General features: G+C 70.7%; 22 protein-coding genes. 15 read left to right on the top strand and 7 right to left on the bottom strand.

The annotated features are described in order from the left end of the window. The first annotated feature begins 4 nt into the window (after window positions 1-4). Window positions 5-1,189 (top strand): FAD-dependent urate hydroxylase HpxO, encoded by a 1,185-nt coding sequence (gene hpxO, locus DT073_RS03190; RefSeq protein WP_240638708.1) that lies wholly within the window; start codon window positions 5-7, stop codon window positions 1,187-1,189. Window positions 1,190-1,211: 22 nt separating this feature from the next. On the opposite strand, the gene DT073_RS03185 is transcribed toward hpxO, so the two are convergent. The 3 genes from DT073_RS03185 to DT073_RS03175 form a co-directional block, all read right to left on the bottom strand. After that, entirely contained in the window at window positions 1,212-1,430 is a 219-nt protein-coding gene (locus DT073_RS03185) for an SCO4848 family membrane protein (protein WP_124292081.1), read from the bottom strand. A 160-nt stretch (window positions 1,431-1,590) separates the two neighbouring features. After that, the gene (locus DT073_RS03180) at window positions 1,591-2,394 is read right to left on the bottom strand and encodes a MerR family transcriptional regulator (RefSeq protein WP_124292080.1); all 804 of its coding nucleotides are present in this window, start codon (window positions 2,392-2,394) and stop codon (window positions 1,591-1,593) included. 64 nt (window positions 2,395-2,458) lie between these two features. After that, window positions 2,459-2,992, bottom strand: a complete 534-nt coding sequence (locus DT073_RS03175; RefSeq protein WP_124292079.1) for an adenine phosphoribosyltransferase — start codon at window positions 2,990-2,992, stop codon at window positions 2,459-2,461. A 66-nt stretch (window positions 2,993-3,058) separates the two neighbouring features. Between DT073_RS03175 and DT073_RS03170 the strand changes: the two genes are divergently transcribed. From DT073_RS03170 to DT073_RS03120, 11 genes are all read left to right on the top strand, one after another. Beyond that, on the top strand, window positions 3,059-4,741 hold the full coding sequence (locus DT073_RS03170) for a glycoside hydrolase family 13 protein (protein ID WP_124292078.1): 1,683 nt from the start codon (window positions 3,059-3,061) through the stop codon (window positions 4,739-4,741). Window positions 4,742-4,779: 38 nt separating this feature from the next. Continuing rightward, window positions 4,780-5,796: a LacI family DNA-binding transcriptional regulator gene (locus DT073_RS03165; RefSeq protein ID WP_124292077.1), complete on the top strand. Its 1,017-nt coding sequence runs from the start codon at window positions 4,780-4,782 to the stop codon at window positions 5,794-5,796. 64 nt (window positions 5,797-5,860) lie between these two features. Next, entirely contained in the window at window positions 5,861-7,102 is a 1,242-nt protein-coding gene (locus tag DT073_RS03160) for an amidohydrolase (protein ID WP_124292076.1), read from the top strand. Between the two features lie 67 nt (window positions 7,103-7,169). Beyond that, window positions 7,170-9,269, top strand: coding sequence for an APC family permease (locus tag DT073_RS03155; RefSeq protein WP_124292075.1), 2,100 nt, complete (start codon window positions 7,170-7,172; stop codon window positions 9,267-9,269). A 216-nt stretch (window positions 9,270-9,485) separates the two neighbouring features. Then, complete coding sequence (locus tag DT073_RS03150; protein WP_124292074.1) at window positions 9,486-10,865, top strand: MFS transporter; 1,380 nt, start codon at window positions 9,486-9,488, stop codon at window positions 10,863-10,865. A gap of 334 nt (window positions 10,866-11,199) precedes the next feature. Beyond that, a complete protein-coding gene (gene kdpF / locus DT073_RS03145; RefSeq protein WP_124292073.1) occupies window positions 11,200-11,289 on the top strand; it encodes a K(+)-transporting ATPase subunit F in 90 nt (29 codons plus the stop codon). Next, window positions 11,289-12,971, top strand: a complete 1,683-nt coding sequence (kdpA, locus tag DT073_RS03140) for a potassium-transporting ATPase subunit KdpA (RefSeq protein WP_124292072.1) — start codon at window positions 11,289-11,291, stop codon at window positions 12,969-12,971. Before kdpF ends, kdpA begins: the two co-directional genes overlap by 1 nt. 2 nt (window positions 12,972-12,973) lie before the next feature. Beyond that, window positions 12,974-15,169 carry a potassium-transporting ATPase subunit KdpB gene (gene kdpB, locus DT073_RS03135; RefSeq protein WP_124292071.1) on the top strand — a complete coding sequence of 732 codons (2,196 nt, stop codon included), beginning with the start codon at window positions 12,974-12,976 and terminating at the stop codon, window positions 15,167-15,169. A 37-nt stretch (window positions 15,170-15,206) separates the two neighbouring features. Then, window positions 15,207-15,821, top strand: a complete 615-nt coding sequence (gene kdpC, locus DT073_RS03130; protein ID WP_124292070.1) for a potassium-transporting ATPase subunit KdpC — start codon at window positions 15,207-15,209, stop codon at window positions 15,819-15,821. A gap of 75 nt (window positions 15,822-15,896) precedes the next feature. Further along, window positions 15,897-18,428 carry a DUF4118 domain-containing protein gene (locus tag DT073_RS03125; protein ID WP_124292069.1) on the top strand — a complete coding sequence of 844 codons (2,532 nt, stop codon included), beginning with the start codon at window positions 15,897-15,899 and terminating at the stop codon, window positions 18,426-18,428. Continuing rightward, entirely contained in the window at window positions 18,425-19,105 is a 681-nt protein-coding gene (locus DT073_RS03120) for a response regulator (RefSeq protein ID WP_124292068.1), read from the top strand. The genes DT073_RS03125 and DT073_RS03120 overlap by 4 nt, the downstream gene beginning before the upstream one ends. On the opposite strand, the gene DT073_RS03115 is transcribed toward DT073_RS03120, so the two are convergent. Further along, on the bottom strand, window positions 19,078-20,061 hold the full coding sequence (locus DT073_RS03115; RefSeq protein ID WP_124292067.1) for a DUF389 domain-containing protein: 984 nt from the start codon (window positions 20,059-20,061) through the stop codon (window positions 19,078-19,080). The genes DT073_RS03120 and DT073_RS03115 overlap by 28 nt on opposite strands. Window positions 20,062-20,173: 112 nt before the next feature. Between DT073_RS03115 and DT073_RS03110 the strand changes: the two genes are divergently transcribed. The 3 genes from DT073_RS03110 to DT073_RS03100 all read left to right on the top strand — a co-directional run bounded on the left by DT073_RS03110 (window position 20,174) and on the right by DT073_RS03100 (window position 22,623). Then, window positions 20,174-20,677, top strand: coding sequence for a DUF6611 family protein (locus DT073_RS03110; RefSeq protein WP_124292066.1), 504 nt, complete (start codon window positions 20,174-20,176; stop codon window positions 20,675-20,677). 228 nt (window positions 20,678-20,905) lie between these two features. Next, on the top strand, window positions 20,906-21,922 hold the full coding sequence (locus tag DT073_RS03105; protein ID WP_124292065.1) for a magnesium and cobalt transport protein CorA: 1,017 nt from the start codon (window positions 20,906-20,908) through the stop codon (window positions 21,920-21,922). A gap of 68 nt (window positions 21,923-21,990) precedes the next feature. Next, window positions 21,991-22,623: a MarC family protein gene (locus tag DT073_RS03100; RefSeq protein WP_124292064.1), complete on the top strand. Its 633-nt coding sequence runs from the start codon at window positions 21,991-21,993 to the stop codon at window positions 22,621-22,623. Window positions 22,624-22,641: 18 nt separating this feature from the next. Here DT073_RS03100 and DT073_RS03095 read toward each other — a convergent pair whose 3' ends face one another. The 3 genes from DT073_RS03095 to DT073_RS03085 form a co-directional block, all read right to left on the bottom strand. Further along, the gene (locus DT073_RS03095; protein WP_124292063.1) at window positions 22,642-24,039 is read right to left on the bottom strand and encodes an FAD-binding oxidoreductase; all 1,398 of its coding nucleotides are present in this window, start codon (window positions 24,037-24,039) and stop codon (window positions 22,642-22,644) included. Window positions 24,040-24,186: 147 nt separating this feature from the next. Further along, a complete protein-coding gene (locus DT073_RS03090; RefSeq protein WP_124292062.1) occupies window positions 24,187-25,089 on the bottom strand; it encodes a TerC family protein in 903 nt (300 codons plus the stop codon). 70 nt (window positions 25,090-25,159) lie between these two features. Continuing rightward, window positions 25,160-26,140 carry an SRPBCC family protein gene (locus DT073_RS03085; protein WP_124292061.1) on the bottom strand — a complete coding sequence of 327 codons (981 nt, stop codon included), beginning with the start codon at window positions 26,138-26,140 and terminating at the stop codon, window positions 25,160-25,162.

Here is a 26,140-nt window from a genome sequence, read left to right as displayed (position 1 = left end):
GGTCGTGATCATCGGAGCCGGTATCGGAGGCACGAGCGCGGGGATCGCGCTCGCCCGGCACGGGCACGACGTGGTGATCTACGACCGGATGCGACAGAACCGACCGGTCGGCGCCGCCCTCTCGCTGTGGTCGAACGGCGTGAAGGTGCTCAACTGGCTGGGCCTCGGCGAAGAGGTCGCGCGCCTCGGCGGCCGGATGGATCACATGGCCTACCGCGACGGGCACACCGGCGATCAGCTGTGCCGCTTCAGCCTCGCACCGGTGACCGCGCACACCGGGCAGCGGCCCTACCCCGTCTCGCGCGCCGAGCTGCAGGCGCTGCTCATGGACACCTTCGGGCTCGACCGGATCCACCTCGGGCACGAGCTCGTCGGGATTCGCGAGGAGGGCGAGAAGGTGATCGCGGTCTTCGCCGACGGTTCCACCGACACCGCCGACCTGCTCATCGGCGCCGACGGGGCGCGCTCCCTCACCCGCGACTGGATCACCCGGGCCGATGAGGGCGGCTTCCGCGTCGAGCGGCAGTACTCCGGCTACACGAACTTCAACGGGCTGGTGGCGGCTTCTCCCGCGATCGCGCCGCTCGATCAGTGGACGACCTGGGTCGCCGAGGGCAAGCGCGCCGCGGTGATGCCTGTCGCCGACGACCGGTTCTACTTCTGGTTCGACATCCCGCAGCCGGCGGGGCTCCCGTACGAGCGGGAGGATGGCGTCGCGCCTCTCGAGGCCGCCTTCGGGCACTGGTCGCCCGAGGTGCGGCGGCTGATCAGCGGCATCCGTCCTGCGGAGTCTTTGAACCGGGTGGAGATCTGGGACATCGACCCGCTGCATACGTGGACGCGCGGGCGCGTGGCGATCCTCGGCGACGCGGCCCACAACACCGCGCCCGACATCGGCCAGGGCGCGTGCTCGGCGCTCGAAGACAGCTTCGCGCTGGCGATCAGCCTCACCACGCACACCGTGGGGGTCGAGGACTCGCTCCGCCGCTACGAGAAGATGCGCACCGAGCGTGCGGGAGAGCTCGTGCTGCGGGCGCGCAAGCGCGGGGAAGAGACCCACGGCTACGACCCGTCGATCACCGCCGCCTGGTACGAGAGCCTGCGCGGCACCGACGGCACCGCGATCATCCGGGGGATCATCGGCAACATCGAGGGCAGCCCGATCAACCTCGGGGTGGGGCTGCTGTAGCTGCTCGGGTCGGACCTGCTGGTCAGGCGGTGACGAGCAGGGCGATGCCCGTCGCGACGCTTACGGCCGCCAGCACCAGGGCGAGCGTGATCAGCACGACGTGCACGCGGTAGAACGCCGTGCGGCGCCCGTCGGTGCCGCGGGCGCGGGGGTCGTTCGCGATGCGTGGGTAGAACCTCGGCCACACGACGGCGTTGAAGAGCGCGTTGACGAAGAGGACGATCGCAGCAAGCACCAGCACCGCTCGATCGTACGACCCCGAAGCGCCGATCGGATCCGCCGGGTCCGTCTCCGCGCCCACCTGTCGCCGAGACCCACCTCCGCCGCCGAGACCCACGGTGAGGCGGTGGGTTTCGGCGGGGATGGTGGGTCTCGCCGGGGCGGGCGCGGCCCGCCCCGGGTCAGGCGACCGGCTGCTGCAGATCGACGACCCAGCGGGTGCCGCCCGGGTCCATCGGCGTTTCGAGGTACACCTCGCGGGCCGGTCCCGCGACCGACAGCCCTCGGCGCTCACCCTCGGCGACGAGGTCCTGCCACGCGCGCTGGATCCCCAACAGGTCGTCGGCCTCGTACCGCCCGGTGAGGGCGCGGGATGCCGCGGGCACGGTCGCCCGCTCGAGCCCCGGCGGGGTCGCGGCATCGCCGATCTGCTCCGCCGCAGCGGCGATCATGCCGTCGCCGTCGGTGGTGTAGATCGCCACCCCGGGCCCGGTGTGCGCCGCGCCCGCCGCAGCGATGGCCTCGTTCACGCGCGTGAACATGTAGCCGATCTCGGCCTCGATCTGCGACATCTCCTCGATGCGCGCGGTCTGCTGCACCACGTGCAGTTCGGGCAGGGCGGTTTCGATGTATTCCGTCATGGGAATCTCCTTCTGGATGACGCGGAGACGCGCCTCGACGGCGGCGAGCCGATGCCGGTCTGCGGCGATCTGCGACCGCAGCTCCTCGCGCCGCTCGCTGAGGAGGAGCGCGATGTCCTCCTGCGAGAGGCCGCCGTCCAGCATCCGTCCGACCTGATCCAGGGTGAACCCCAGGTCCTTCAGGGCGACGATGCGGTTGGCGCGCTCGAGCTGTGCGGCCCCGTACGAGCGGTAGCCGCTCCAGGGGTCGACGCGCTCGGGGACGAGCAGACCGAGGTGGTCGTAGTGACGCAGCATCCGGACCGACACTCCGGCCAGCCGGGCGAATTCTCCGATACTCAACATGGTGATTCCACGACAGAGCCTGACACCGTGTCAGGGTCAAGCGCCAGGGTCAGGATTCGTGCCGTCAGGCGCGGAAGACGGTGTGGATGTCGGGTTCGACACGGCTGAGCACCGCGCGGCCGCCCAGCGCCTCGAGCTCGAGCAGCACCGCGGTGCCGGTGACCTCGGCCCCGACCGCGGCGAACAGGCCGTGCGCCGCGGCGAGGGTGCCGCCGGTGGCCAGCACGTCGTCGACGAGCAGAACGCGCGCGCCGCGCGGCAGGTCGTCGTGCACCTCGATTGTGGCCTGGCCGTATTCGAGCGCGTAGTCGACCGCTGCCGCGGGCCGCGGGAGCTTTCCGGCCTTGCGCACCGGGACGACGCCGGTGTCAGCGGCGATCGCCGCGGCGGCGGCGAGGAGGAACCCGCGCGCCTCGACGCCGGCGACCATGTCGAAGCTGCCCGCAAAGGGGGCGATGAGCGCCTCGGTCACCGCGCGGAGCGCGGCGGCGTCTGCGAGGAGCGGGGTGATGTCGCGGAACTGGATGCCCGGCGACGGGTAGTCGGGGATGACGGTGATCAACGATTCGGCGCGGGCGAGGGGGCCGGAGGCGGTCACCCCGCCACCTTAGTCTCGCGCGCAACATACTCAGGAAAATGTAAGCGCTTGCAGTATTGTGAGCGCATGACTTCGCCCGAAACGGTCACATCCCCCGCAGACCGCTCCTCCACCCCCGGTTCCGAGTGGTGGCGCACCGCCGTCATCTACCAGATCTACCCGCGTTCGTTCGCCGACACCTCCGGTGACGGCATCGGCGACCTTCCCGGCGTCACCGCCCACCTCGACGATCTCGCCGAGCTCGGCGTCGACGCGATCTGGCTGTCGCCCTTCATGCGCAGCCCCCAGAAGGACGCCGGGTACGACGTCGCCGACTACTGCGACGTCGACCCGCTCTTCGGCACGCTCGCCGACTTCGACGACATGCTCGAGGGGGCGCACGCCCGCGGCATCCGGGTCATCGTCGACCTCGTTCCCAACCACTCCTCCGATCAGCACGAGTGGTTCCAGCAGGCTCTCGCCGCCGCGCCCGGCAGCCCCGAGCGTGCGCGCTACATCTTCCGTGAGGGCCGTGGCATCGACGGCGACGTGCCCCCGAACAACTGGGAGTCGGTCTTCGGCGGTCCGGCCTGGACCCGCGTGACCGAGGCCGATGGCACCCCCGGACAGTGGTACCTGCACCTGTTCGACACCTCGCAGCCCGACTTCGACTGGACCAACGAAGAGGTGCGCGAAGAGTTCCGTCGCATCCTCCGCTTCTGGCTCGACCGTGGTGTCGACGGCTTCCGCGTCGACGTCGCGCACGGCCTGGTCAAGGCGGAGGGCCTTCCCGACTACACCCCGCCGTCCACCGCCGACTCGATGGGCGGCGGCGAGGTGGACGTGCCCTACTGGGGTCAGGAGGGCGTGCACGACGTCTACCGCGACTGGAACGCCCTGCTGGCGGAGTACGAGGGCGACCGCGTCCTCGCCGCTGAGGCGTGGCTGCCCACCGCCGACAAGACGGCGCTCTGGGTGCGCGAAGACGAGATGCACCAGGCCTTCAACTTCCCGTACCTGTCGACGCCGTGGAACGCCGCAGAGCTGCGCGAGGTCATCACCGAGTCGCTTCGCGCCTTCCCGGGGGTCGGTGCGCCGAGCACCTGGGTGCTCTCCAACCACGACGTCGTGCGTCACGCGTCGCGCCTCGCACTGACGGCCGAGAACCCGCAGGGGCACGGCATCGGTCCCGACTCCCCCGGCAAGCCGATTCCGGATGTCGGACTGCGCCGCGCCCGCGCCGCGACGACCGTCATGCTGGCCCTCCCGGGTTCGTCGTACCTCTTCCAGGGCGAGGAGCTCGGCCTCCCCGAGGTCGTCGACCTGCCCGATGACGCCCGCCAGGACCCCACCTGGTTCCGCACCGGCGGCGAGCGCTACGGCCGCGACGGCTGCCGCGTGCCGCTGCCGTGGCAGAGCGACGCGCCCGCGTTCGGCTTCAGCACGACCGGCGAGGCGTGGCTGCCGCAGCCGACCGACTGGGCGGGCGTGGCCCGTGACGTCCAGCGCGCCGACGGCTCCTCGACGCTGTCGCTGTACCGGAGCCTTCTCGCCGAGCGCCGCACCCACCAGCTGGGTGCCGGCGCCCTGGAGTGGATCGACGGGTTCGGCGACGACGTGGTGGCGTTCCGCAACGGCTCGGTGCGGGTCATCGCCAACCTCGGCGCCGCGCCGGTGGAGCTGCCGGAGGGTGACATCCTGGTCGCGAGCGGCCCGGTCGACGGTCGCACGCTGCCGGTCGACACGGCGGTCTGGCTCACCGAGGCCTGAGCAGCGCCGGCGCACGGGACGACGAGCGAGGGGGCGACGTGGTCAGCATCGATGAGGTGGCACGCCTGGCCGGCGTGTCCACCGCCACGGTCTCCCGCGCGCTGAGCGGCCGCGGTCATGTCTCGGCGACGGCGAAGACGAGGGTCGAGGATGCCGCGAAGAGCCTCGGCTACGTCGTGTCGGCGTCGGCATCGAGCCTGGCCTCGGGCCGCCGACGCAACATCGGGGTGCTCGTGCCGTTCCTCGACCGCTGGTTCTTCAGCACGGTGCTGAGCGGCATCTCGACCTCGCTCATGCGCCGTGGATACGACATCACGCTGTACAGCCTCACCAACGACGCCGCCGAACGGCACGCGATCTTCGAGACGTTCCTGCGCCGCCAGCGGGTGGACGGGGTCATCGCGATCTCGCTCGAGCTCAGCGAGGACGAGCTCGAGCGGCTGCGCCAGCTCGACCTGCCGGTCATCGCGATCGGTGGGCCGAGCCCGCGGCTGGACACCCTGACGATGGATGACGTCGCCGTGGCCAGGCTCGCCACCGAGCACCTCCTCGCGCTCGGCCATCGCGACATTGCCCACATCGGCGCGAGCCCCGAGTTCGACGTCGACTTCCACGTGCCGACCCAGCGGCGGCAGGGCTTCGAGCAGGCGCTGGCCGACGCCGGGTTCCCCGCGCGGCCGGCCCTGTACGAGCCCGCCGACTTCACGATCGAGGGCGGCTTCCGCGCCGCCAAGCAGCTGCTCGGCCGCCCCGGCGAGCGCCCGACAGCGATCTTCGCCGCCTCCGACGAGATGGCGATCGGTGCGCTGCTCGCCGCGCGAGAGCTCGGCTACCGGGTGCCGGCGGACCTCTCGATCATCGGCATCGACGGGCACGAGCTCGGCGAGTTCTTCCGGCTCTCCACCGTCGACCAGTTCCCGCTCGGTCAGGGCGAGCGGGCGGCCGACGCGATCCTCGCCGAGATCGATGCGGTCGCGCCCGTCGAGGAGCGCCCGTCGCGGCGCCTGCCGTACGAGCTGGTCGTGCGCGGCTCCACCGCCCGCGCGGCGGGCTGACCACCGCGCACGGCAGACCGGTCGGCCCGGAGCCGCCCGGTGTGCGCAGGTTAGGCTCGGCGGTATGGCCCTCGACCTCGACGCGATCTACACCGACCTCCACCGTCATCCCGAGCTGTCGTTCCAAGAGACCCGCACCGCCGGCGTCATCGCGCAGCGTCTGACGGAGCTCGGGATCGAGTTCGAAGAGGGCATCGGCCGCACCGGCCTCGCCGCGGTGATCCGCAACGACGACAACGCCGCCGCCGGCGAGCGCGGCCCGGTCGTGTGGCTGCGCGCCGACATGGACGGCCTCCCCGTCGAGGAGCGCACCGGCCTCGCGTACGCCAGCACCGCGCGGGGCGTCGACCCGCAGGGCCTCGACGTGCCGGTCATGCACGCGTGCGGCCACGACATGCACGTCACCGCTCTCCTCGGTGCGCTCGAGCGCCTGGTCGCGACGACCGACGAGTGGCGGGGCACTGTGGTGGCGGTCTTCCAGCCCGCTGAGGAGTACGGCGCAGGGTCGCAGGCGATGATCGCCGACGGCGTGCTCGACCGCTTCCCCCGCCCCGACATCGTGCTCGGCCAGCACGTCACCCCCCTTCCGGCAGGCACGATCGGCGTGCGCCCGGGCACGCAGATGGCAGCATCCGACGGACTGCGCGTCACGCTCCTCGGGCGAGGCGGTCACGGGTCGCGGCCGCAGGCCACGATCGACCCCGTCGTGATGGCCGCGGCCACCGTGATGCGTCTCCAGACCGTCGTCTCACGCGAGACCGACCCGCGCGATGTCGCCGTGGTCACCGTCGGGTCGATCCACGCCGGCCTGAAGAACAACATCATCCCCGCCGAGGCCGTGCTCGAGCTCAGCCTCCGCTACCCCGACGACGAGGCCCGCGCCCGCGTGCTCGAGAAGGTCGAGCGCATCGTCCGGGCCGAGGCGCAGGCCTCGGGTGCCGAGGAAGAGCCGATCATCAAGGTCGACCACAGCCTCCCGCCGACGATCAACGACGACGAGGCGACAGCGCGCCTGAGCGCGGCGTTCACCCGCGCCTTCGGCGACGACAAGGTCGTCGACCCCGGCATGTTCACCGGCAGCGAGGATGTCTCCTGGTTCGCCCGCGAAGCAGGAGTGCCGCTGGTGTTCTGGTTCTGGGGAGGGGTCGACCCTCAGGTGTACGCCGAGGCCGCGGCATCCGGGAGCATCGAACGCAACATCCCCACCAACCATTCGCCGTTCTTCGCTCCGCTCCTGCAGCCCACCCTCGACAACGGCGTGGCGAACCTCGTCACCGCAGCGCGGGAGTTCCTCGCCACGCGCTGATCCGGCGGCGTCCCGACAACACGGCGATTCCGTCGCGCCATGATGCGCACTCGCCGAGACAGGCGTAATGTCATCGGCCGTGACGACTGATGGTCGCGAGCCGGTGGAGGAATCCCCTCGCGCGAAACGCCTCCTGCTGGGAGACCCCCTCACCTCCGAGAAGCTCGACGATCAGCTGCTGCCCAAGCGCCGCGCGCTGCCGATCTTCGCCTCCGATGCGCTGAGCTCGGTGGCGTACGCGCCGCAGGAGCTTCTGATGATCCTGCTCATCGGGGGCACGGCGTTCCTCGCCTTCAGCCCCGGCGTCGCGGTCGCCGTCGTCGTGCTGCTCGTCGTCGTTGTGCTGAGCTACCGCCAGCTGATCAAGGCCTACCCCTCGGGCGGCGGCGACTACGAGGTGGCGCACACGAACCTCGGCGAGGTGCCGGGCGTGGTCGTCGCCTCGGCGCTCCTCGTCGACTACGTGCTGACCGTGGCCGTGTCGATCGCCTCGGGCGTCGACAACATCATCTCGGCGATCCCCGAGCTCGCACCCTTCCGCATCGAGTTCGCGGTCGGATTCGTCATCCTGCTCGTCCTCGTGAACCTCCGCGGCGTCCGCGAGGCCTCGTTCGCCTTCGCGATCCCCACCTACGTCTTCATCGGCTCGGTCGGCGTGATGGTGGTCGTCGCCCTCATCCGCACCGCACTCGGCGATCCGCCGATCGCCTCGAGCGCCGAGTACGCCGTCCAGGCCGAGGAGCTGACGCAGGCCGCGACCATCCTCCTCATTCTGCGTGCGTTCTCGAGCGGATGCTCCGCCCTCACCGGTGTCGAAGCCGTCTCCAACGGCGTGCCGGCCTTCCGTCGCCCGAAGGTGAAGAACGCCCAGTGGACGCTCGTGCTGATGGGCGGCGTGGCGATCGTGCTCTTCTCGGGACTCACCGCGGTGGGGCTCATCTCGGGCATCCACTACGCCGAAGACCCGTGCAACCTCGTCGGCTTCGCGTGCGAGACCACTCCGCAGCCGAGCCTCATGGCCCAGATCGCCGCGGCCACCTTCGGCATGGGCTCGATCCCGTTCTTCATCGTGCAGGCGGCGACCGCCTGCGTGCTGCTGCTCGCCGCCAACACGGCGTTCAACGGCTTCCCGCTGCTCGGTTCGGTGCTCGCCCGCGACGGCTACGCGCCGAAGGCGCTCAACACGCGAGGCGACCGCCTGGTGTTCTCCAACGGCATGATCATCCTCGGACTCGCGGCCATCGTGGTCCTGATCGTGTACCAGGCGAACCTCACGACGCTCATCCAGCTGTACATCATCGGCGTCTTCGTGTCGTTCTCCCTCGGTCAGATCGGCATGGTGCGGCACTGGCGACGAGAGCTGCGCCAGACCACGCGCGTCGAGGCGCGGCGCGATCCGCGGGCGGCTGCGGAGCGCCGTTCGGTGCTGACCGGTCTCGCGATCAACTCGACCGGAGCGGCGATGACGGTGGCCGTGCTGATCATCGTCACGGCCACGAAGTTCATCTACGGGGCGTGGCTGGTCTTCCTCGCCATCCCCGTACTCGCGGTCCTCATGATCGGGGTGAATCGCTACTACCGCGACGTCGACCACGAGATCCGCATCGACGAGCCCGTGCGATACGGGTCGTCGGGCGACATCGCCCTCATCCTCGTCAGCAAGCTCCAGAAGCCGGTCGCCAAGGCCCTCGACTACGCCCTCGCCGCCAAGCACGACAAGACGATCGCCCTGCACGTGGCGGTGACGAACGAAGACGCCGACGCCCTGCAGCAGGCCTGGCAGGACCAGCGGATGCCGGTGCCCCTCGTGATCCTCGAGTCGCCGTACCGCTACTACGCCCAGCCCGTCGCGGAGTTCATCCGTCAGTACCGGCAGAAGCACGGGTCCGCCGTGGTGACGGTGTACCTGCCGCAGTACATCGTCGGGCACTGGTGGGAGACCTTCCTCCACAACCGCCGCGCGCGCCGCATCGCCCAGCAGCTGATGCTCATCCACGGCGTGACGATCACCCTCGTGCCGTGGCTGCTCGACTCGTCCGAGCTCATCTACGGGCGCCGCTCGCGCCCCCTTCCCGGCCAGGACCGCGCCGGCCGGCCGTTCGACCCGGCCATCGAGGCCCCCCCGATCGCCGAACGGTCGAGCCTGGAGGCCCGCCCCGACGAGTGACGCGCGCCCCGCGGCATCCCCTCTTCTCCCCCTTCGGCGCCTTCGCGCCCTCGGCCGGCGCGCGTGCTTCGGGCCCCTCTGCCGGCGCGCGCACGATCGGCCGAGACGCGGACGTTTCGTGGCGGAACGTACGCGCCCGGGCCGATCGTCCTCGTCTCAGCGCAATGATCGTTGCGGCCGGACCCTGAGCGGACCGGACTGTCTAGGCTGTCGGCGATGACCGCCGCCGATCGCCCCGCACTCCGCCTTCTGTTCCGAGGGCCGCGGGGTCGGCTGCTGGCCGCGCTTCTGCTGGCCGAGTTCGCGGCGAGCGTGACCGGCCTGAGCTACGCCGCCGTCCTCCCCGTAGCAGCGGCCGAATTGGACGGACTCGCGCTGTACGGACCGGCCGTCACCATCACCGGTGTGGTCAGCATCGCGTTCATGGCGTTCGGTGCCTACCTCTACGGCCGTATCGGCGCGCAGGCACAGCTGGGGATCTCCACGGCCATGCTCATCGTCGGCGTGGCCCTCTCCGCCGGCGCCCCGTCGATGGAGGTACTCATCGCGGGCCTCGCAGTGCGAGGCGTCGCGGCCGGCATCATGGGCGGGCTCGGGATGGGTGTGCTCTCCGACGTCTTTCCCGACGCGAAGGAGCGCGAGCGCGCGTTCGGTCTCTACGCGCTCATGTGGGTGGCACCCGCCCTTGCCGGCCCTGCGGTCAACGGCGTCCTCCTCGTCACCGTCGGCTGGCGGGCATCGATGGCCTGGCCGGCCGTGCTCATCGTGATCGCGCGAGCCCTGATGTCCCGATACCTGCGGGTCGTCGGATGGCAACGACCCCCTGATCCGGCGAAGATTCGCGCACCATGGGCGTTCCTGTCGATCGCCGCCGGCGTGCTCGTCGCCCAATTCGGAATCGCATCGGAGACACCGCTCGGCGTCGCGATCGCTGTGGCGGCCCTCGCCCTGACTCCCGCCGTGCCCTTCCGTCGCGCCCGTCGGCTGACCGTCCCGGGCGAGCGTCAGGCCCAGGCGGGCGGATGGATTCTGGCGCTCGTCTGTGGGAGCTATTTCGGCATCAACGCGCTCGTCCCGCTCCTTTCGGCGACGTATCTCGACGCCTCCGGAGTCATCGGGACGGTGCTGGTGTCGATCGGTCCCCTCGCGTGGGCGCTGTTCAGTGCTGGCGGCCTGGGGGCGCGCGTGTCAGCGAGAGGCTCGTACCTGTTGGCCGCCGTCGCCTTCCCCCTCGCAGCCCTCGGAGTGGCGATGTTCGCCGTGGGCCTCACGAAAAGCGTGGCGATCGGGGCGATCGGGCTGGGCCTGGTCTCGGCACTGATCGGGATGGCGATGGGTGTGGTCTATCCGAAGGTGATGACGCTGGCGTTCGAACGATTCCGGGGCTTCGACGGCACAAATCGCGCGCACGGCGGAGTGGTCCTCGGGGTCGGGGAGGACGTCGGCACCGCGACAGGCACCACGCTGCTCGCCGGCATCGGTGCGGTCGTCATCGGAATGGGGACGGGGTGGGTCGCAGGGCTCGCGGCGGCATTCGCCGTGCTCCTGGTCGTCGCGTGGGTCATGGCCGGCCGCAGTCGGCTGTGGCGACCGTGACCTGACCGCGCGGCGCGAGCGCAATCGGCCGAGACGCGGACGTTTCGCGGCAGAACGTACGCGCCCGGGCCGATGATCCTCGTGTCGGGAGAGAGGAAAGGGGAGAGGCGCGAGGAGAGAGAAGAGGGGAGGGGAGCGAGGCGCGCGAGACCCGCAACGCGACCGTGAGCAACCCGTGAGGAGCAGCCGCGGGGCCGTAGGGATTCCGTGAGGATGCCGGAGCACCGGCATCCGGGGGTGTTGCATCGCATCTCGTGCTCGATCTCATCTATCTGCTGGCGACCCTCGCCCTGTTCGCCCTCGTCGGCCTCGCCGTGAAGGGGGTGGAGCGGCTGTGACCGCGCTCTCGCTCATCGCCGCCGCCCTCGCCGTGGCGGCCGTCGTCTACCTCGTCGTCGCCCTGGTGAAGCCGGAGAAGTTCTGATGGACGCCTCCTCCGTCTGGGCCGGTGTGCTGCAGGTCGCCACCGTCGTCCTCCTCCTCGTGCTGATCTACCGTCCCCTCGGCGACTACATCGCCCACCTCTTCACCTCCGACCGCGACCTGCGCGTCGAGCGGGGGCTCTACCGCCTCATCGGCGTCGACTCCCGCTCCGAGCAGAGCTGGCAGGTCTACGCGCGGAGCGTGCTGATCTTCTCGGTCGTCGGGGTGCTCTTCGTCTACACCCTCCAGCGGCTGCAGCTGTTCCTGCCCTACTCGCTGGGTCTTCCCGCCGTGCCCGAGGCGCTGGCCTTCAACACCGCGGTCTCGTTCGTCACCAACACGAACTGGCAGTCGTACTCCCCCGAGCTGACCCTCGGCTACACGGTGCAGTTCGCCGGGCTCGCCGTGCAGAACTTCGTCTCGGCGGCCGTCGGCATCGCCGTCGCGGTCGCCCTCGTCCGGGGATTCGCCCGGCGGGGCGCCGCCACGATCGGCAACTTCTGGGTCGATCTCGTCCGAGGCGTCGGGCGTCTGCTTCTGCCGCTGTCGATCCTCGCGGCCATCGCCCTGCTTTTCGCCGGCGTCGTGCAGAACGTCAACGGCTTCACCGAGATCACCACCGCCACCGGCGGCACCCAGGTGATCCCCGGCGGTCCGGTCGCCTCGCAGGAGGCCATCAAAGAGCTCGGCACGAACGGCGGCGGATTCTTCAACGCCAACTCGGCGCACCCGTTCGAGAACCCCGCCCCGTGGACGAGCGTGCTGCAGATCCTTCTGATCCTCGCGATCCCCGTGGCCCTGCCGCGGGCGTTCGGCCGCATGGTCGGCGACGACCGCCAGGGCTACGCGATCCTCGCCGTGATGGCCTCGATCGCGATCGTCTCGATCGCGGCGGTCAGCTGGCTGGAGTCGCTCGCCCTCGGCACCGCCCCGCAGCTGGCCGGCAGTGCGATGGAGGGCAAGGAGGTGCGCTACGGCATCTTCGGCTCGACGTTCTACGCCGCCGCAACCACGCTGACCTCCACCGGCGCGGTCAACTCGATGCACGACTCGTACACCGCTCTGGGCGGCATGATCCCGATGATCAACATGATGCTCGGCGAGATCGCGCCCGGCGGCGTGGGCTCGGGACTGTACGGGATGCTGGTGCTCGCCGTCATCGCGGTGTTCGTCGGCGGCCTGCTCATCGGCCGTACCCCGGAGTACCTGGGGAAGAAGATCGGGCCGCGCGAGATCAAGCTCGCGAGCCTCTACATCCTCGTCACCCCGACCCTCGTGCTCGCCGGGACGGCGCTGAGCTTCGCCCTCCCCGGCATCCGCGAGGACGTCGAGTCGACCTCGATCTGGAACCCCGGCGTCCACGGGCTGAGCGAGGTGCTGTACGCCTTCACCTCGGCGGCGAATAACAACGGATCGGCCTTCGCCGGCCTGACGGCCAACACCCCGTGGCTGAACACCGCCCTGGGGGTGGCGATGCTGCTCGGCCGGTTCCTGCCGATGGTGCTCGTGCTGGCCCTCGCCGGATCGCTGGCGGCCCAGAAGCCCGTCCCGACGACGGTGGGCACCCTGCCGACGCACCGGCCGCAGTTCGTCGGCCTTCTCGCGATCCTCGCGGTGGTCGTCACCGCGCTCACCTATTTCCCCGTTCTCACGCTGGGTCCCCTGGCGGAAGGTCTCGTCTGAACATGTCCACACTCACCACGTCGTCCGGCACCCCCGACGTCTCGACTCCGTCCCCCCGCTCGACCGAAGAGCCGCGCGCCCCGCGCGCCTTCGGTGCGGCCCAGCTCGCCCAGGCCCTCCCCGGGGCGCTGCGCAAGCTCAACCCCGCCGCGCTGTGGCGGAACCCCGTCATGTTCCTCGTGTGGGTCGGCGCCGCCCTCACCACCGTGATCGCGATCGCCGAGCCCTTCCTCGGCGGCGCGGGCGAGTCGGGCGGCACCCCCGTGCCCGCCGGATTCACCTGGGGCATCGCGGTGTGGCTCTGGCTCACCGTGATCTTCGCCAACCTCGCCGAATCGGTCGCCGAGGGACGCGGCAAGGCGCAGGCGGCGACCCTGCGGAAGACCCGCACCTCCACGATGGCGAACCGGGTGTCGGGCTACGACGCCGCCGGCGACCCGGCCGCCGAACGCGCTGCGACCGCGCCGGTCTCGTCGGCCGACCTGACCCTCGGCGATGTCGTCGTGGTCTCGGCCGGTGAGCTGATCCCCGGCGACGGCGACATCGTGCACGGCATCGCCACCGTCGACGAGTCGGCGATCACCGGCGAGTCCGCCCCGGTCGTGCGCGAATCGGGCGGCGACCGCAGCGCCGTCACCGGCGGCACCCGCGTGCTGTCCGACCGCATCGTCGTGCGCATCACCTCCAAGCCCGGCGAGACGTTCGTCGACCGCATGATCGCCCTCGTCGAGGGGGCGAGCCGGCAGAAGACGCCGAACGAGATCGCGCTGAACATCCTCCTCGCGAGCCTGTCGATCGTCTTCGTCATCGTCGTGCTGACGCTGAACCCCATCGCCGGCTACGCCGCCGCGCCCGCGAGCATCCCGGTGCTGATCGCCCTGCTGATCTGCCTCATCCCCACCACGATCGGTGCGCTGCTGTCGGCGATCGGCATCGCGGGGATGGACCGGCTCGTGCAGCGGAACGTCCTGGCCATGTCGGGACGCGCCGTCGAGGCCGCGGGCGATGTCACCACGCTGCTCCTGGACAAGACCGGCACGATCACCTACGGCAATCGTCGTGCGAGCGCGTTCGTGCGGATGCCGGGGGTCGACGCCCGGCAGGTGGCCGAGGCCGCGGCGCTGTCGTCGCTGGCAGACCCCACCCCCGAGGGGACGTCGGTGGTCGAGCTCGCCGCCGCCGAGGGCGTCAGCGCCCGGATGCCCGCCGGAGCGGTCGCCGTGCCCTTCACCGCGCAGACCCGCATGAGCGGGCTCGACCTGCCCGACGGCACCCAGGTGCGCAAGGGAGCCGGGTCGGCGGTGCTGGCGTGGCTCGAGGCGGAGGGCGCGGCGGTGTCGACCCAGGTGCGCGCCCAGGTCGTCAGCGAGACCGACGCGATCGCGTCGTCCGGCGGCACGCCGCTCGTCGTCGCGACGTTCGCCCCGGTCGAGCCCGCGCAGCCCGGCGAGCCGCGAGGGCGCATCCTCGGCGTCATCCACCTCAAGGACATCGTCAAGGACGGCCTCCGCGAGCGGTTCGACGAACTGCGCGCGATGGGGATCCGCACCGTGATGATCACGGGCGACAACCCCCTCACCGCCAAGGCGATCGCCGCCGAGGCCGGGGTGGACGACTACCTCGCCGAGGCGACGCCGGAAGACAAGCTCGCCCTGATCCAGCGGGAGCAGGAGGGCGGGCGCCTGGTCGCGATGACAGGCGACGGCACCAACGACGCTCCGGCGCTGGCACAGGCCGACGTCGGGGTGGCGATGAACACGGGGACGTCGGCGGCGAAGGAGGCCGGCAACATGGTCGACCTCGACAGCGACCCGACGAAGCTCATCGACATCGTGCGCATCGGCAAGCAGCTGCTCATCACCCGCGGCGCCCTGACGACCTTCTCGCTGGCCAACGACATCGCGAAGTACTTCGCGATCATCCCGGCCATGTTCATGGGGGTCTTCCCCGGGCTCGCCGCGCTGAACGTGATGGGCCTGTCGTCGCCGGCGTCGGCGGTGACCAGCGCCATCATCTTCAACGCGATCGTGATCGTCTTCCTGATTCCGCTCGCGCTCCGCGGCGTCGCCTACCGTCCCGCCAGCGCCTCGCAGCTGCTGACGCGCAACCTGCTGATCTACGGGCTCGGCGGCGTCATCGCCCCGTTCATCGGCATCAAGCTCATCGACATGGTCGTGAGCCTCATCCCGGGCTTCTGAGCCCCTGCATTCTCGGCCCGAACAAGGAGTCCCCCTCATGTCCGCCACCCGCACCACCCTTCGCAGCGTCGGCGTCGCCGTCCGCGCGATGGTCGCCTTCACCGTCATCCTCGGTCTCGGCTACACCCTCCTCATCACCGGCATCGGCCAGCTGGCCCTCCCCTGGCAGGCGAACGGTTCCCTGCAGCGCGACGCATCGGGCGCCGTCGTGGGCTCGGCCCTCATCGGGCAGTCCTGGACGGATGCCGACGGCGAGGCGCTTCCGGAGTACTTCCAGTCCCGCCCCTCGGCGGCCGGCGACGGCTACGACGGCGGCGCCTCGAGCGGGTCGAACTGGGGGCCCGAGAACGCCGACCTCATCGCCGCGATCGAGGAACGCAAGGCCGCGATCGCCGAGCTCGAGGGCGTCTCGCCCGACGAGATCCCCGCCGACGCGGTCACCGCGTCGGCCTCGGGGCTCGACCCGCACATCAGTCCCGCCTACGCGCTCCTCCAGGTGCCGCGTGTGGCCGAGGCCCGCGGGCTCCCGGAGCAGGACGTCCGCAAGCTGGTGGAGTCTATGATCCAGTCCAGGGACCTCGGGATTCTCGGGGAACCGCGCGTCAACGTCCTGCAGCTGAATCTCGCGCTGGACGCCCGGAACCAGGACTGACGCCGCAGAGACAGAAGGACCACCCGTCATGCCCGCCGCCCGCGCCCACCGCATCGCCCTCGCCGGGGTGAGACGGTGAAGCGCGGGCGGCTGCGCGTGCTGCTCGGAGCGGCACCGGGCGTCGGCAAGACCTACGAGATGCTCGAAGAGGGCCGGCGCCTGGCGGGAGAGGCGCGCGACGTCGTCGTCGCGATCGTCGAGACCCACGGCCGTGCCGCGACGGCCGCCCAGATCGAGGGTCTGGAGGTCATGCCGCGCCGCATCGTGGAGCATCGCGGGGTCGAGCTGACCGAGCTAGACCTCGACGGGGTGCTGGCCCGTCGCCCCGAGATCGCGCTCGTCGACGAGCTGGCCCACACCAACGCGCCGGGATCCCCGCACGACAAGCGGTGGAAAGACGTCGAGGCCCTCCGCGACGCGGGGATCGACGTGATCACCACCGTCAACGTCCAGCACATCGAGTCGCTGAACGGGGTGGTGGAACAGATCACCGGCATCCCGCAGCGCGAGACCGTGCCCGACGCCGTCGTGCGCGGCGCCGACCAGATCGAGGTGGTCGATCTCGCCCCCCAGTCGCTGCGCGACCGGCTCTCGTCAGGGCTCGTCTACCCCGCGGAGCGGATCGACGCGGCCCTGTCGAACTACTTCCGCCTCGGCAACCTCACGGCGCTCCGCGAACTGGCCCTGCTGTGGCTGGCCGACGAGGTCGACAGCGCTCTGAAGACCTACCGCGCCGAGCACGGCATCGAGGGCACCTGGCAGGCCCGCGAGCGTGTGGTCGTGGCCCTCACCGGTGGGCCCGAAGGCGAGACGCTCCTGCGTCGCGGCGCGCGTATCGCCGCCCGCTCGGCCGGCGGCGAGCTGCTCGCGGTGCACGTGTCCAGCCAGGACGGGCTGCGCACCTCGAGCCCGGCCGCGCTCGCCCAGCAGCGCGCCCTCGTCGAGTCGCTCGGCGGCACCTACCACCAGGTCGTCGGCGACGACATCCCCCGCGCGCTGGTCGAGTTCGCCCGGTCGGTCAACGCCTCGCAGCTCGTGATCGGGGTGAGCCGTCGCGGGCGGCTCGCCGCCGCGCTCACCGGCCCGGGCATCGGCGCGACCGTCATCCGCGAGTCGGGCGACATCGACGTGCACATCGTCACGCACGCCGCCGCCGGCGGGCGCTTCGCCCTCCCCCGGGTGCGTGGCGGAGCTCTCAGCATCAAACGCCGCGTGCTCGGTTTCGTCACCGCGCTCGTCGGCGGACCGCTGCTGTCGGTCGTGCTCTCGACCTTCCGCAGCGAGGAGTCGATCACCTCCGACGTGCTCTTCTACCAGCTGCTCGTCGTGGTCGTCGCCCTCATCGGCGGCATCTGGCCCGCGCTGTTCGCCGCCGTGCTGTCGGGATTGACCCTCGACTTCCTCTTCGTCGAGCCGCTCTACAACGTCACCATCTCCGACCCCCTGCACGCCCTCGCGCTCGCGCTCTACGTGGTGATCGCGATCCTCGTCAGCTTCATCGTCGACCAGGCGGCCCGCGCCGCGCGCGTCGCCCGGCGCGCGGCCGCCGAGTCCGAGCTCCTCGCCACGGTCGCCGGCAGCGTGCTGCGCGGCGAGAGCGCCATCCCCGCCCTCGTCACCCGCACCCGAGAGGCCCTCGGCCTGGCTGGGGTGCGCCTCGCGACCGCCGACGGCACGACGATCGCGACCGACGGCGAGCCCGTGCGCGGCGACGACTCCGTGACGATGGACATCGGCCGCGGGCCCGACGGCGAACCCCGGGGCCGTCTCGAGCTGCACGGAACGCTCGGCGCCCGGGAGCGACGTCTCCTCGACGCGATCGCCGCGCAGCTCGCCGCCGCCTTGGAGCACACCGACCTCACCGCGACGGCGCGCGCGGCCGACGCCCTCGCCGAGGCCGACCAGGTGCGCTCCGCGCTTCTGTCGGCGGTCAGCCACGATCTGCGGCGCCCCCTCGCCGCCGCCCTCGCCGCGATCGGCGGGCTCCGCGCCGCGGGCGATCAGCTCAGCCCCGCCGATCGACGGGAGCTCCTCGAGACCGCCGACGAGAGCCTGTCCACCCTGGCGCAGCTGGTGACCGATCTGCTCGACGTCAGCCGGGTGCAGGCCGGCGTGCTCGCGGTCTCGCTGTCGCCCGTCGACGCCGCCGGCGCGGTCCTCGCGGCCCTCGACGAGCTCGACCTCGGACCGGACGACGTCGAGCTCGGGCTCGACCCCGACCTTCCCGCGCTCACCGCCGACCCGGTGCTCCTCCAGCGGGTGCTCGTCAATGTGCTCGCCAATGCCCGGCGGCACAGCCCCGACGGGGCCCGGGTGCTCGTGACCACGAGCCGTCTCGGACAGAGCGCCGAGATCCGCATCGTCGATCGCGGTCCCGGTGTGAGCGCCGAGCGCCAGGAGGACATGTTCGCGCCCTTCCAGCGACTGGGAGATGTCGACAACACCACAGGGCTCGGCCTGGGCCTGGCCCTGTCGAGGGGATTCACCGAGGGGATGGGCGGCGCGCTCACCCCCGAGAACACCCCCGGAGGAGGCCTGACGATGGTGATCTCGCTGCCGCTGGCCGACACCCCCGCACCGATCCCGACCCGAAGCGAGCGCGCGTGAAGATCCTCCTCGCCGACGACGACCCGCAGCTCGTCCGGGCGCTGCGCATCACTCTGGCCGCACACGGCTACGAGGTGGTGGCCGCGCCCGACGGCGCCGCCGCCGTGGCGATGGCCGCCCAGGCGCATCCCGACATCATCCTGCTGGATCTGGGGATGCCGCGGCTCGACGGCATGCAGGTGATCGAGGCCCTGCGAGGCTGGACGAGCGCCCCCATCATCGTGGTGTCGGGGCGCACCGGCTCGGCCGACAAGGTCGACGCGCTCGACGCGGGCGCCGACGACTACGTCACCAAGCCCTTCCAGATCGACGAGCTGCTCGCGCGGCTGCGGGCGCTCTCGCGCCGACGCGGCGGGGCGGCATCCGAACCGATGGTGGTCTTCGGCGACGTCACGGTCGACCTCTCGGCGCGGGCCGTCACCCGGTCCGGTGCCCGCGTGCACCTCACCCCGACCGAGTGGCGGATGCTCGAGTTCCTCGCCCGAAACCCCGGCGCCCTCGTCACCCGCCAAACCCTGCTGAAGGAGATCTGGGCCAGCGAGAACGTCCAGGATTCGGGGTACCTCCGGCTGTACATGTCGCAGCTGCGCCGCAAGCTCGAGCCCGACCCGTCGCATCCGGTTCACCTGCTCACCGAATCGGGCATGGGCTACCGGCTCGTCGTCGACCCCGCCTGATCGGCCGCGGCTCGAGCCACTCGGCGCGACTCGACACGGCGCGAGATGGCCCGCCCGGCGTGCAGCTGCACGAAGAGCGTCACCGTTCCCGCCAGGAGGAGTCCGGCGAGATTCAGCGCGAGCTGCACCAGCGCCGCGCCGGCCTCGGCCCAGGCGCCGACCGCGAGGGTCAGCCCGATCGTGCCCACCGCCGGCACGGTGGTGATGGAGATGAACACGCCGACGAGCGCGGACGACTTCGATGTCGTCAGCGAGAGCACCCCCGCGATGCCCGCCAGCACGGCGATCACGAACGACCAGGCGTCGGGGCTGACGATGAACTGCGTCGCGTCGCCGGTCGTGGCCTGCTCGTAGGTGAAGACGCCGAAGACGTAGAGGAGCGCCCATACCCCCCATGCGATCAGCGCGCACACCGCGAAGCCGCCGAAGAGCGTGACCGACGCGGGCCCGATGATCCCCCGCCGGCGGCGCACCACGGCGTAGCAGATCGCGGCGATGGGGGCGAACTCCGGACCCACCACCATCGCGCCGATGATGAGGATGGGCTGATCCAAGAGTCGCCCGATCCCGGCGATCAGCGTCGCCAGCAGCAGGAAGGCGAAGAAGCTCCACGACGGCCGGGCGTCCTCGGTGGAGCGGCTGGCCAGCTGAGCCCACAGCACGCCGTCCGCGGGATGACCCGGAGCGGCGCGTTCAGCCGCGTGCGCGGCATCCGACACCACCGCCAGTGGCTCGCTGACGACGATCGCGCCCCGCTCGGGCACGCCGGCGTGCCGGAGCAGCCGGACGATGTTGTTGACGTCCTCACGTGCGACGTCGAAGATCAGCAGGTCACCGTTGCCTGCGGCGGCGGCGCCCGGGACCACGGCGAGATCGATCACGGTGGGCTGCGCCCGCAGCTGCGGCGCGAGCTCGCGGGCGAGCGCCGAAGGAGCGGTGACGCGGATGGTGAGCATGGTGCCATCCTGCCCGGCATGGGCGTCAGGAAGTCGTGAGGATCACGTCGCGTGGCGTAGGTGATCCGTCGGGACCGGATACCCGTGGTCGGACGGTGACGAGGATCGATTCATGCGTCCCCTCCCCACCGCTCCCGGATCGCGCCCACTGCGCGGCAGCTGGGGGTTTCTCGAAACGACGATCGCCCGCTACGGCGAGATGCGCGTGCGCCTGGTGATCCTCCCCCCTGATACCACCGACCTCGAACGGCGCCTGTGGGTGCTGATGCGGCTCTGGCCTTTCGTCGGACTGATCGTGGGGGTCGCGGCGGGCCTGCTCCTGTCCGACATCCTGGGTACGGCCGCGACGGTGGTCCTCGCGGCGGTGGTGTGGCTGGCGCCCGCCATCGCCCTCTGGGTGGGGATGGGGCCGTTCCTCGGCCGCATCCGCGAGGAGTGGGTGACCTGCGCGATCGGATGCGAGGACTCCGACCTGCGCCGGCGTGAACTGAACCGCGTGGCCCGCGCCCTGTCCTACGCGGAGGAGTCCTGGCGGGCGGGACGCCGCTCGCGGGGCGATTTCGAGGCGACGTGGGCAGGTGCATGGGACCGGTTCGCTCCCCGGGTGACGTCGTGATCGACTATCGTGAGTGCGGTCCCGACCCGAGAGGAGGTGGTGCGTGATGGCTGGTCATAGTCCGCGCGTCACCGTCCTGCTGCCGGTGTCGGGCTTCCCGGTTCGCTGACCCGCTCTCGGGCTGGTTCGGCCCGCTCGCCTGGATCGATTCTGCAGCAGCGCGGTGGCGCGGCATCCGCCCTTTGCTGTTCGCCGCTCGCGCGGCATGAACCGACCGGAGAAGAGATGATGGCGCTGATCGACAACGGCGTGTACGTCAACGGCGTCCGCACCGAAGACCCCACCGACCTCGACGAGACCTTCGAGGTCATGCGCGCGCGTGGCGCGATGGCTTGGATCGGGCTCTACCGACCGAGCGAGGAGGAAGTCCGACAGGTCGCCGAGGAGTTCTCGTTGCATCCGCTCGCCGTCGAAGACGCCCTCAGCGGACACCAGCGCTCGAAGCTCGAGCGCTACGGCGACACCCTGTTCGTCGTGCTGCGGCCCGCACGCTACCTCGATGCGGAGGAGCGGGTCGAATTCGGCGAACTGCACCTGTTCGTCGGTCCCGACTTCGTCGTGACGATCCGCCACGCCGAGTCGCCGAACCTCGGCCGCGTGCGGCGGCGACTCGAAGACGCCCCCGAGCTGCTCTCGATGGGACCCGAGGCCGTGCTGTACGCCATCCTCGACGAGGTGGTCGACGAGTACGAGCCGGTCATCGCCGGGCTCGAGAACGACATCGACGAGATCGAGGATCAGCTCTTCGACGAAGAGAGCAGCGTGTCACGCCGCATCTACGAGCTCTCCCGCGAGGTCATCGACTTCCAGCGGGCATCGCGGCCGCTCGTCGGAATGCTCGAGGCGCTGCTGCGCGGGTCGGACAAGTACCGGGTCGAGGTCGAGCTTCAGCGCAACCTGCGCGATGTGCTCGACCACGCGCTGCGGGTCGTGGAACGGTCGGCGGCGTTCCGCACCATCCTCGAGAACGCCCTCACCGTCGAGTCGACCCTCGTCGCGCAGCGGCAGAACGACGAGATGCGGCGGATGACGGAGTTCAACCTCGCACAGAACGAAGAGCTGAAGAAGATCTCCGGCTGGGCGGCGATCATCTTCGCCCCCACCCTCGTCGGCACCGTCTACGGCATGAACTTCGAGAACATGCCCGAGCTGTCGTGGGAGTGGGGCTATCCGTTCTCGCTCGTGCTGATGGTCGGGGTCGCCGCGGGTCTCTACGGGGTGTTCAAGCACAAGCGCTGGCTGTGACGGCGGGACACGTCGGCAGGTCTCGCTCGTCCTAGGATGAGGGCGCCCCCGTCCTCACCCGGAGCCGCATGGACACCGCGATCGCCGCCCCCACCCTGATCACGAGCGCCGTGGCGCTCTTCACCATCTGCAACCCGATCGGCACGCTGCCGGTCTTCCTGCAGGTGACCGACGGCCGCACGCCGGCGCAGCAGCGCCGGATCGGGCTTCTCGTCGGGCTCGCGGTCATCGTGATCCTCGCCGTGTCGCTCCTGGCCGGCACGTGGGTGCTGCAGATCTTCGGCATCGACATCACCACGTTCAAGATCGCCGGCAACCTGCTCGTCGCCGCGATCGGATGGGCGATGCTCCTCGCCCGGCCGAGTCCGGTCGCCACCAACGATCCCGCCGGGTCGCCGGTCGTCGTGCCGCTGGCCATCCCGGTCATCGCCGGGCCGGGGGCGATCGCCCTCGCCATCACCTTCGCGCACTCGTACACCTCGGTGATCGACTACGTCGCGGGGCTCGGCATCGTGATCGTGGTCGGGCTCATCTGCTCGGCCGTACTGTACTTCGGTCCGTTCGTCGCGAAGCTCCTCGGCCCCGCCGGCATGAACGTGCTCACCAGGATCTTCGGACTGCTCCTCCTCGCGATCGCGGTGCAGTCGATCGTGACCTCGCTCGGCGAGGCGCTCCCCGGCTTGACCTCGACGGGGTCGTGACCGCCGCGGTGCCCGAGGTCAGCCCACCGGCTGGGCGGCCGAGAACACCGCGCCGGGATCGAACCGGCGCTTGAGCTCACCGAGCCGACCGGTCGCCTCGCCGTACCCGACGCGGCGATCGGCTCCGCCGTCCACGAACGTCAGGGCGAGGGCGTCGATGTGCCACGGCGCGAACAGCGCCACCGCCGCGCGAGCCGTGGCGGTGGCACCGGCCGCGGCTTCGGGCACCGGGATCATCGCGACGGTGTGACACAGGTACTGCCCGCGCAGGGCCGAGACCGCACCGCCGTGGGCCGCCGGCCGCGCCACGGCTCCGCCGATGTGGCGCAGCTCGGTCATGAAGAGGTCACGATTCGCGCCGGCGTGAAGGAACGCCGCCACGGCGTCATCCGGAAGCTCGTCGAGGACCGCGTGCTGCGTCACTGCGGGAGTCGGCTGCGGCGGATCCATGTGGACGGCCACCAGCCCGGCCGCAGGGATGCGGGCGAAGGTGTCGATCTCGGGCGCGAGGCCGCGCAGCGGCGCGAGGACGGCCGCAGCCGCGTCATCCGTCTCGAGCACCGCGCCGTCGACGACGACCACCGACCGGCCGGAGAGGAAGGGCGGGAGCTCGGGCAGGGGCGGGAGGTTCAGGATGCGCAGGGTCGTCGTCGCGCTCTCGGGAGCCGTCGCGGTCCACGCCGCCCAGGCGTGCGCGACTTCGGACGCCCGCGCGGCATCCCACAGCAGCATGCCGGCGAACACATCCGCGTAGGGAAGCAGGTCGATCTCGAGCGAGACCACGACCCCGAAGGCACCGGAGCCGCCGCGGATCGCCCAGAACAGGTCGGGGTTCTCGTCGGCGCTCGCACGGACGAGGGCGCCGTCGGCCGTGACCACCTGAACGGCGCGGACGAAGTTCACGGCGAGACCGTGTGTCCGCGCGTAGAACGACAGGCCCCCACTGAGGCTGTAACCGGCGACGCTGACGTCTCCGGCACTCCCGTGGGGCGCGGTCAGGCCGTGGGGCGCCGTCGCTTCCAGCACGTCGTTCCAGTGCGATCCACCCAGCACGCGGGCCGTGCGGGCGACGGGGTCGACCGTGACGCCTCGAAGGCGCGCCAGGCTGACGATGACGGTGTCGGCGAGGCCGGTGTCGGCCAGGGCACCGGCGGCGTGTCCGGTGGACTGCGGGGCGATCTTCAACCCGGCCGCGGTCGCGGCACGCACGATCTCCACGACGTCCTCGGCCGTTTCGGGTCGGGCGACGGCGACGGGACGCTGGTCGACCGCGAGGTTCCAGGGCATCCGGGCGAGATCCCACTCCGCGTCGCCGGGCAGCACGACGCGGCTGCCGAGTGCGGAGCGGAGGCGCTCCGCCCGCGCGTCGGTGCCCGGTCGGGCGGTGGGATCGATCGTGGTGTCTGACAGGGTCATGGCGAACTTCCTCGTTCTGGGCGTCGGGTGGACGGCCGTGGTCGTCGTTGCTGAGTCTGATGGCGCGCCGTTGCGGCCGCCACCCCAGAGCAGAGGAGTCTCGAGGTGATCCTGATACGTGGTTCTCGGGTCAGGCGTGCCTCGGCGTCACCCCAGGCCGGCGCGCTCGGCGTCGACCGCACCCTCGCCGGCGACGGGCTTGCGCGAGAGGCCGACGGCGCCCGCCGACGGGTCTTTCGACCGCGACAGCGCCGCGGCGACGGCGACCGATTCGTCGACGTCGCGGTAGCGGGGGCGGAGCTTCACCGGACGCTCGGGCTTCTTCTCGCGCTTCGCCCGGCGCGCGGCGTAGGTGAGGTTCAGCGCCTCGACGAAGATCGCGAACGCCATCGGCCCGTAGATGAAGGCCTTGTCGATGTAGAACCCGAAGCCCTCGGCGATGAGGAACACGCCGATGAGGAGCAGGAACGACAGGGCCAGCATCTTCACCGTGGGGTGCTTGTTGACGAACTCGAAGATGAACCGCGCGGCGAAGAGCATGATGCCGAACGACAGCACGACGACCGTGACGATCACCACGAGGTTCGTCGTCATCCCGACGGCGGTGATGACCGAGTCGAGCGAGAAGACCAGGTCGAGCACGAGGATCTGGCCGATCACCGCGCCGAACGAGATCGCCTTCGAGCCGGACGCGCCGTGCTCGTCCTCGGCGCCCTCGAGCTTGTGGTGGATCTCGGTGACGGCCTTGTAGAGCAGGAACAGGCCGCCCGCGATGAGGATGATGTCCTTCCACGAGAAGCTCAGATCGCCGACGGCGAAGACCTCCTCGGTGAGGGTGATCAGCCATCCGGCGAAGAACACCAGGATGACGCGCATCAGCATCGCCAGCGTCAGGCCCAGGTTCCGCGCCCGCGCCTGCTGCTCCTTCGGAAGCTTGGAGGCGAGGATCGAGATGAAGATGACGTTGTCGACGCCGAGGACGATCTCCAGCACGAACAGCGTGAGGAACACCGCGATGAGATCGGGCGTGAAAGCGAAGCTGAAGTCCACGGTCACATCGTAGGGGGGTGACCGAACCGGCCACCCCCCTACGATCTCTCCACCGATCGGATGACGCCGCTCAGACGGTCGCGAGCACGCCCTCGAGGCGCGCGTAGCTGGCCTCCATGCCGTCGACCATGCCGGTGGCGAGGATCATGTCACGCGTCTCCTTGTCGGGATACTCGATGACCAGCGTCAGGAGCGTCACCCCGTCCTCCTCGTAGAACGAGAGATCGTTGATCGTGCCCGGTCCGTCCATCCCGATCATCCGCTCGGTCGACACCTCACGGCGCGGCGGGTCGCTGAGGAGCAACTCGCCTTCGAAACCGAACTCTTCTCCCTCCACGCCCGGGCCGGGCACCCAGACGTTTCGGAACGTGTCGCCGACGGCTTCGGCCTGTTCGGCCACGGGCATCGTCCAGCCGTCGGGTCCGAGCATCCACTTCTTCAGCAGGTCAGAGTCGTGGTGGGCCTTCCAGACCAGCTCGCGCGGGCCGCGGATGACGCGGGTGATGCGCACGTGCTGGTCGTCGAGGATCTCGAGCTCGGTGCCGCGCCCCGCGGCGTATTCGCGGAGGTCGTGCAGCACGAGGTCGAGCTGGTTGATCGCGAGCGTCGAGCCCTCGACCGCGCCGAACGCCACGACCTGCTCGAGGGCCTCGGACGACGCGAAGTAGGTCGTGTTGACCAGGCGCGATCCGGTGGCGGTCGACTCGAAGGCGAAGACGACGCGCATGACCGGCATCCCTTCCAGCGGCGCGCCCTCTTCATTGGCGAAGGCGTCGAGCACGGTGAAGCCCCGCGGGGGGTCGATGGAGAGGAACTCCCACGAACCCCACGACTGCTCGCCCTGCGGGCTGGTCATGACGTAGCGCGCGTGCCCGCCGACGGTGAAGTCGAACTTCGGAAAACGCGCCGGCCACCCCGGAGGACCCCAGAAGCGCTCGAGCTGCTGCGGGTCGGTGAACGCGCGCCAGAGTCGCTCGACGGGGGCGTCGAACTCGGCCTCGAGCGTCATGGTGAGCGCTTCGGCGTCGGTGGTCACGTCGGTGACGGGCAT

The organism is Microbacterium sp. ABRD28 (assembly GCF_003850245.1).
GTDB lineage: Bacteria > Actinomycetota > Actinomycetes > Actinomycetales > Microbacteriaceae > Microbacterium.
The sequence above is the reverse complement of the archived record's forward strand: the minus strand, read 5'-3'. Positions and strand labels throughout refer to the sequence as shown.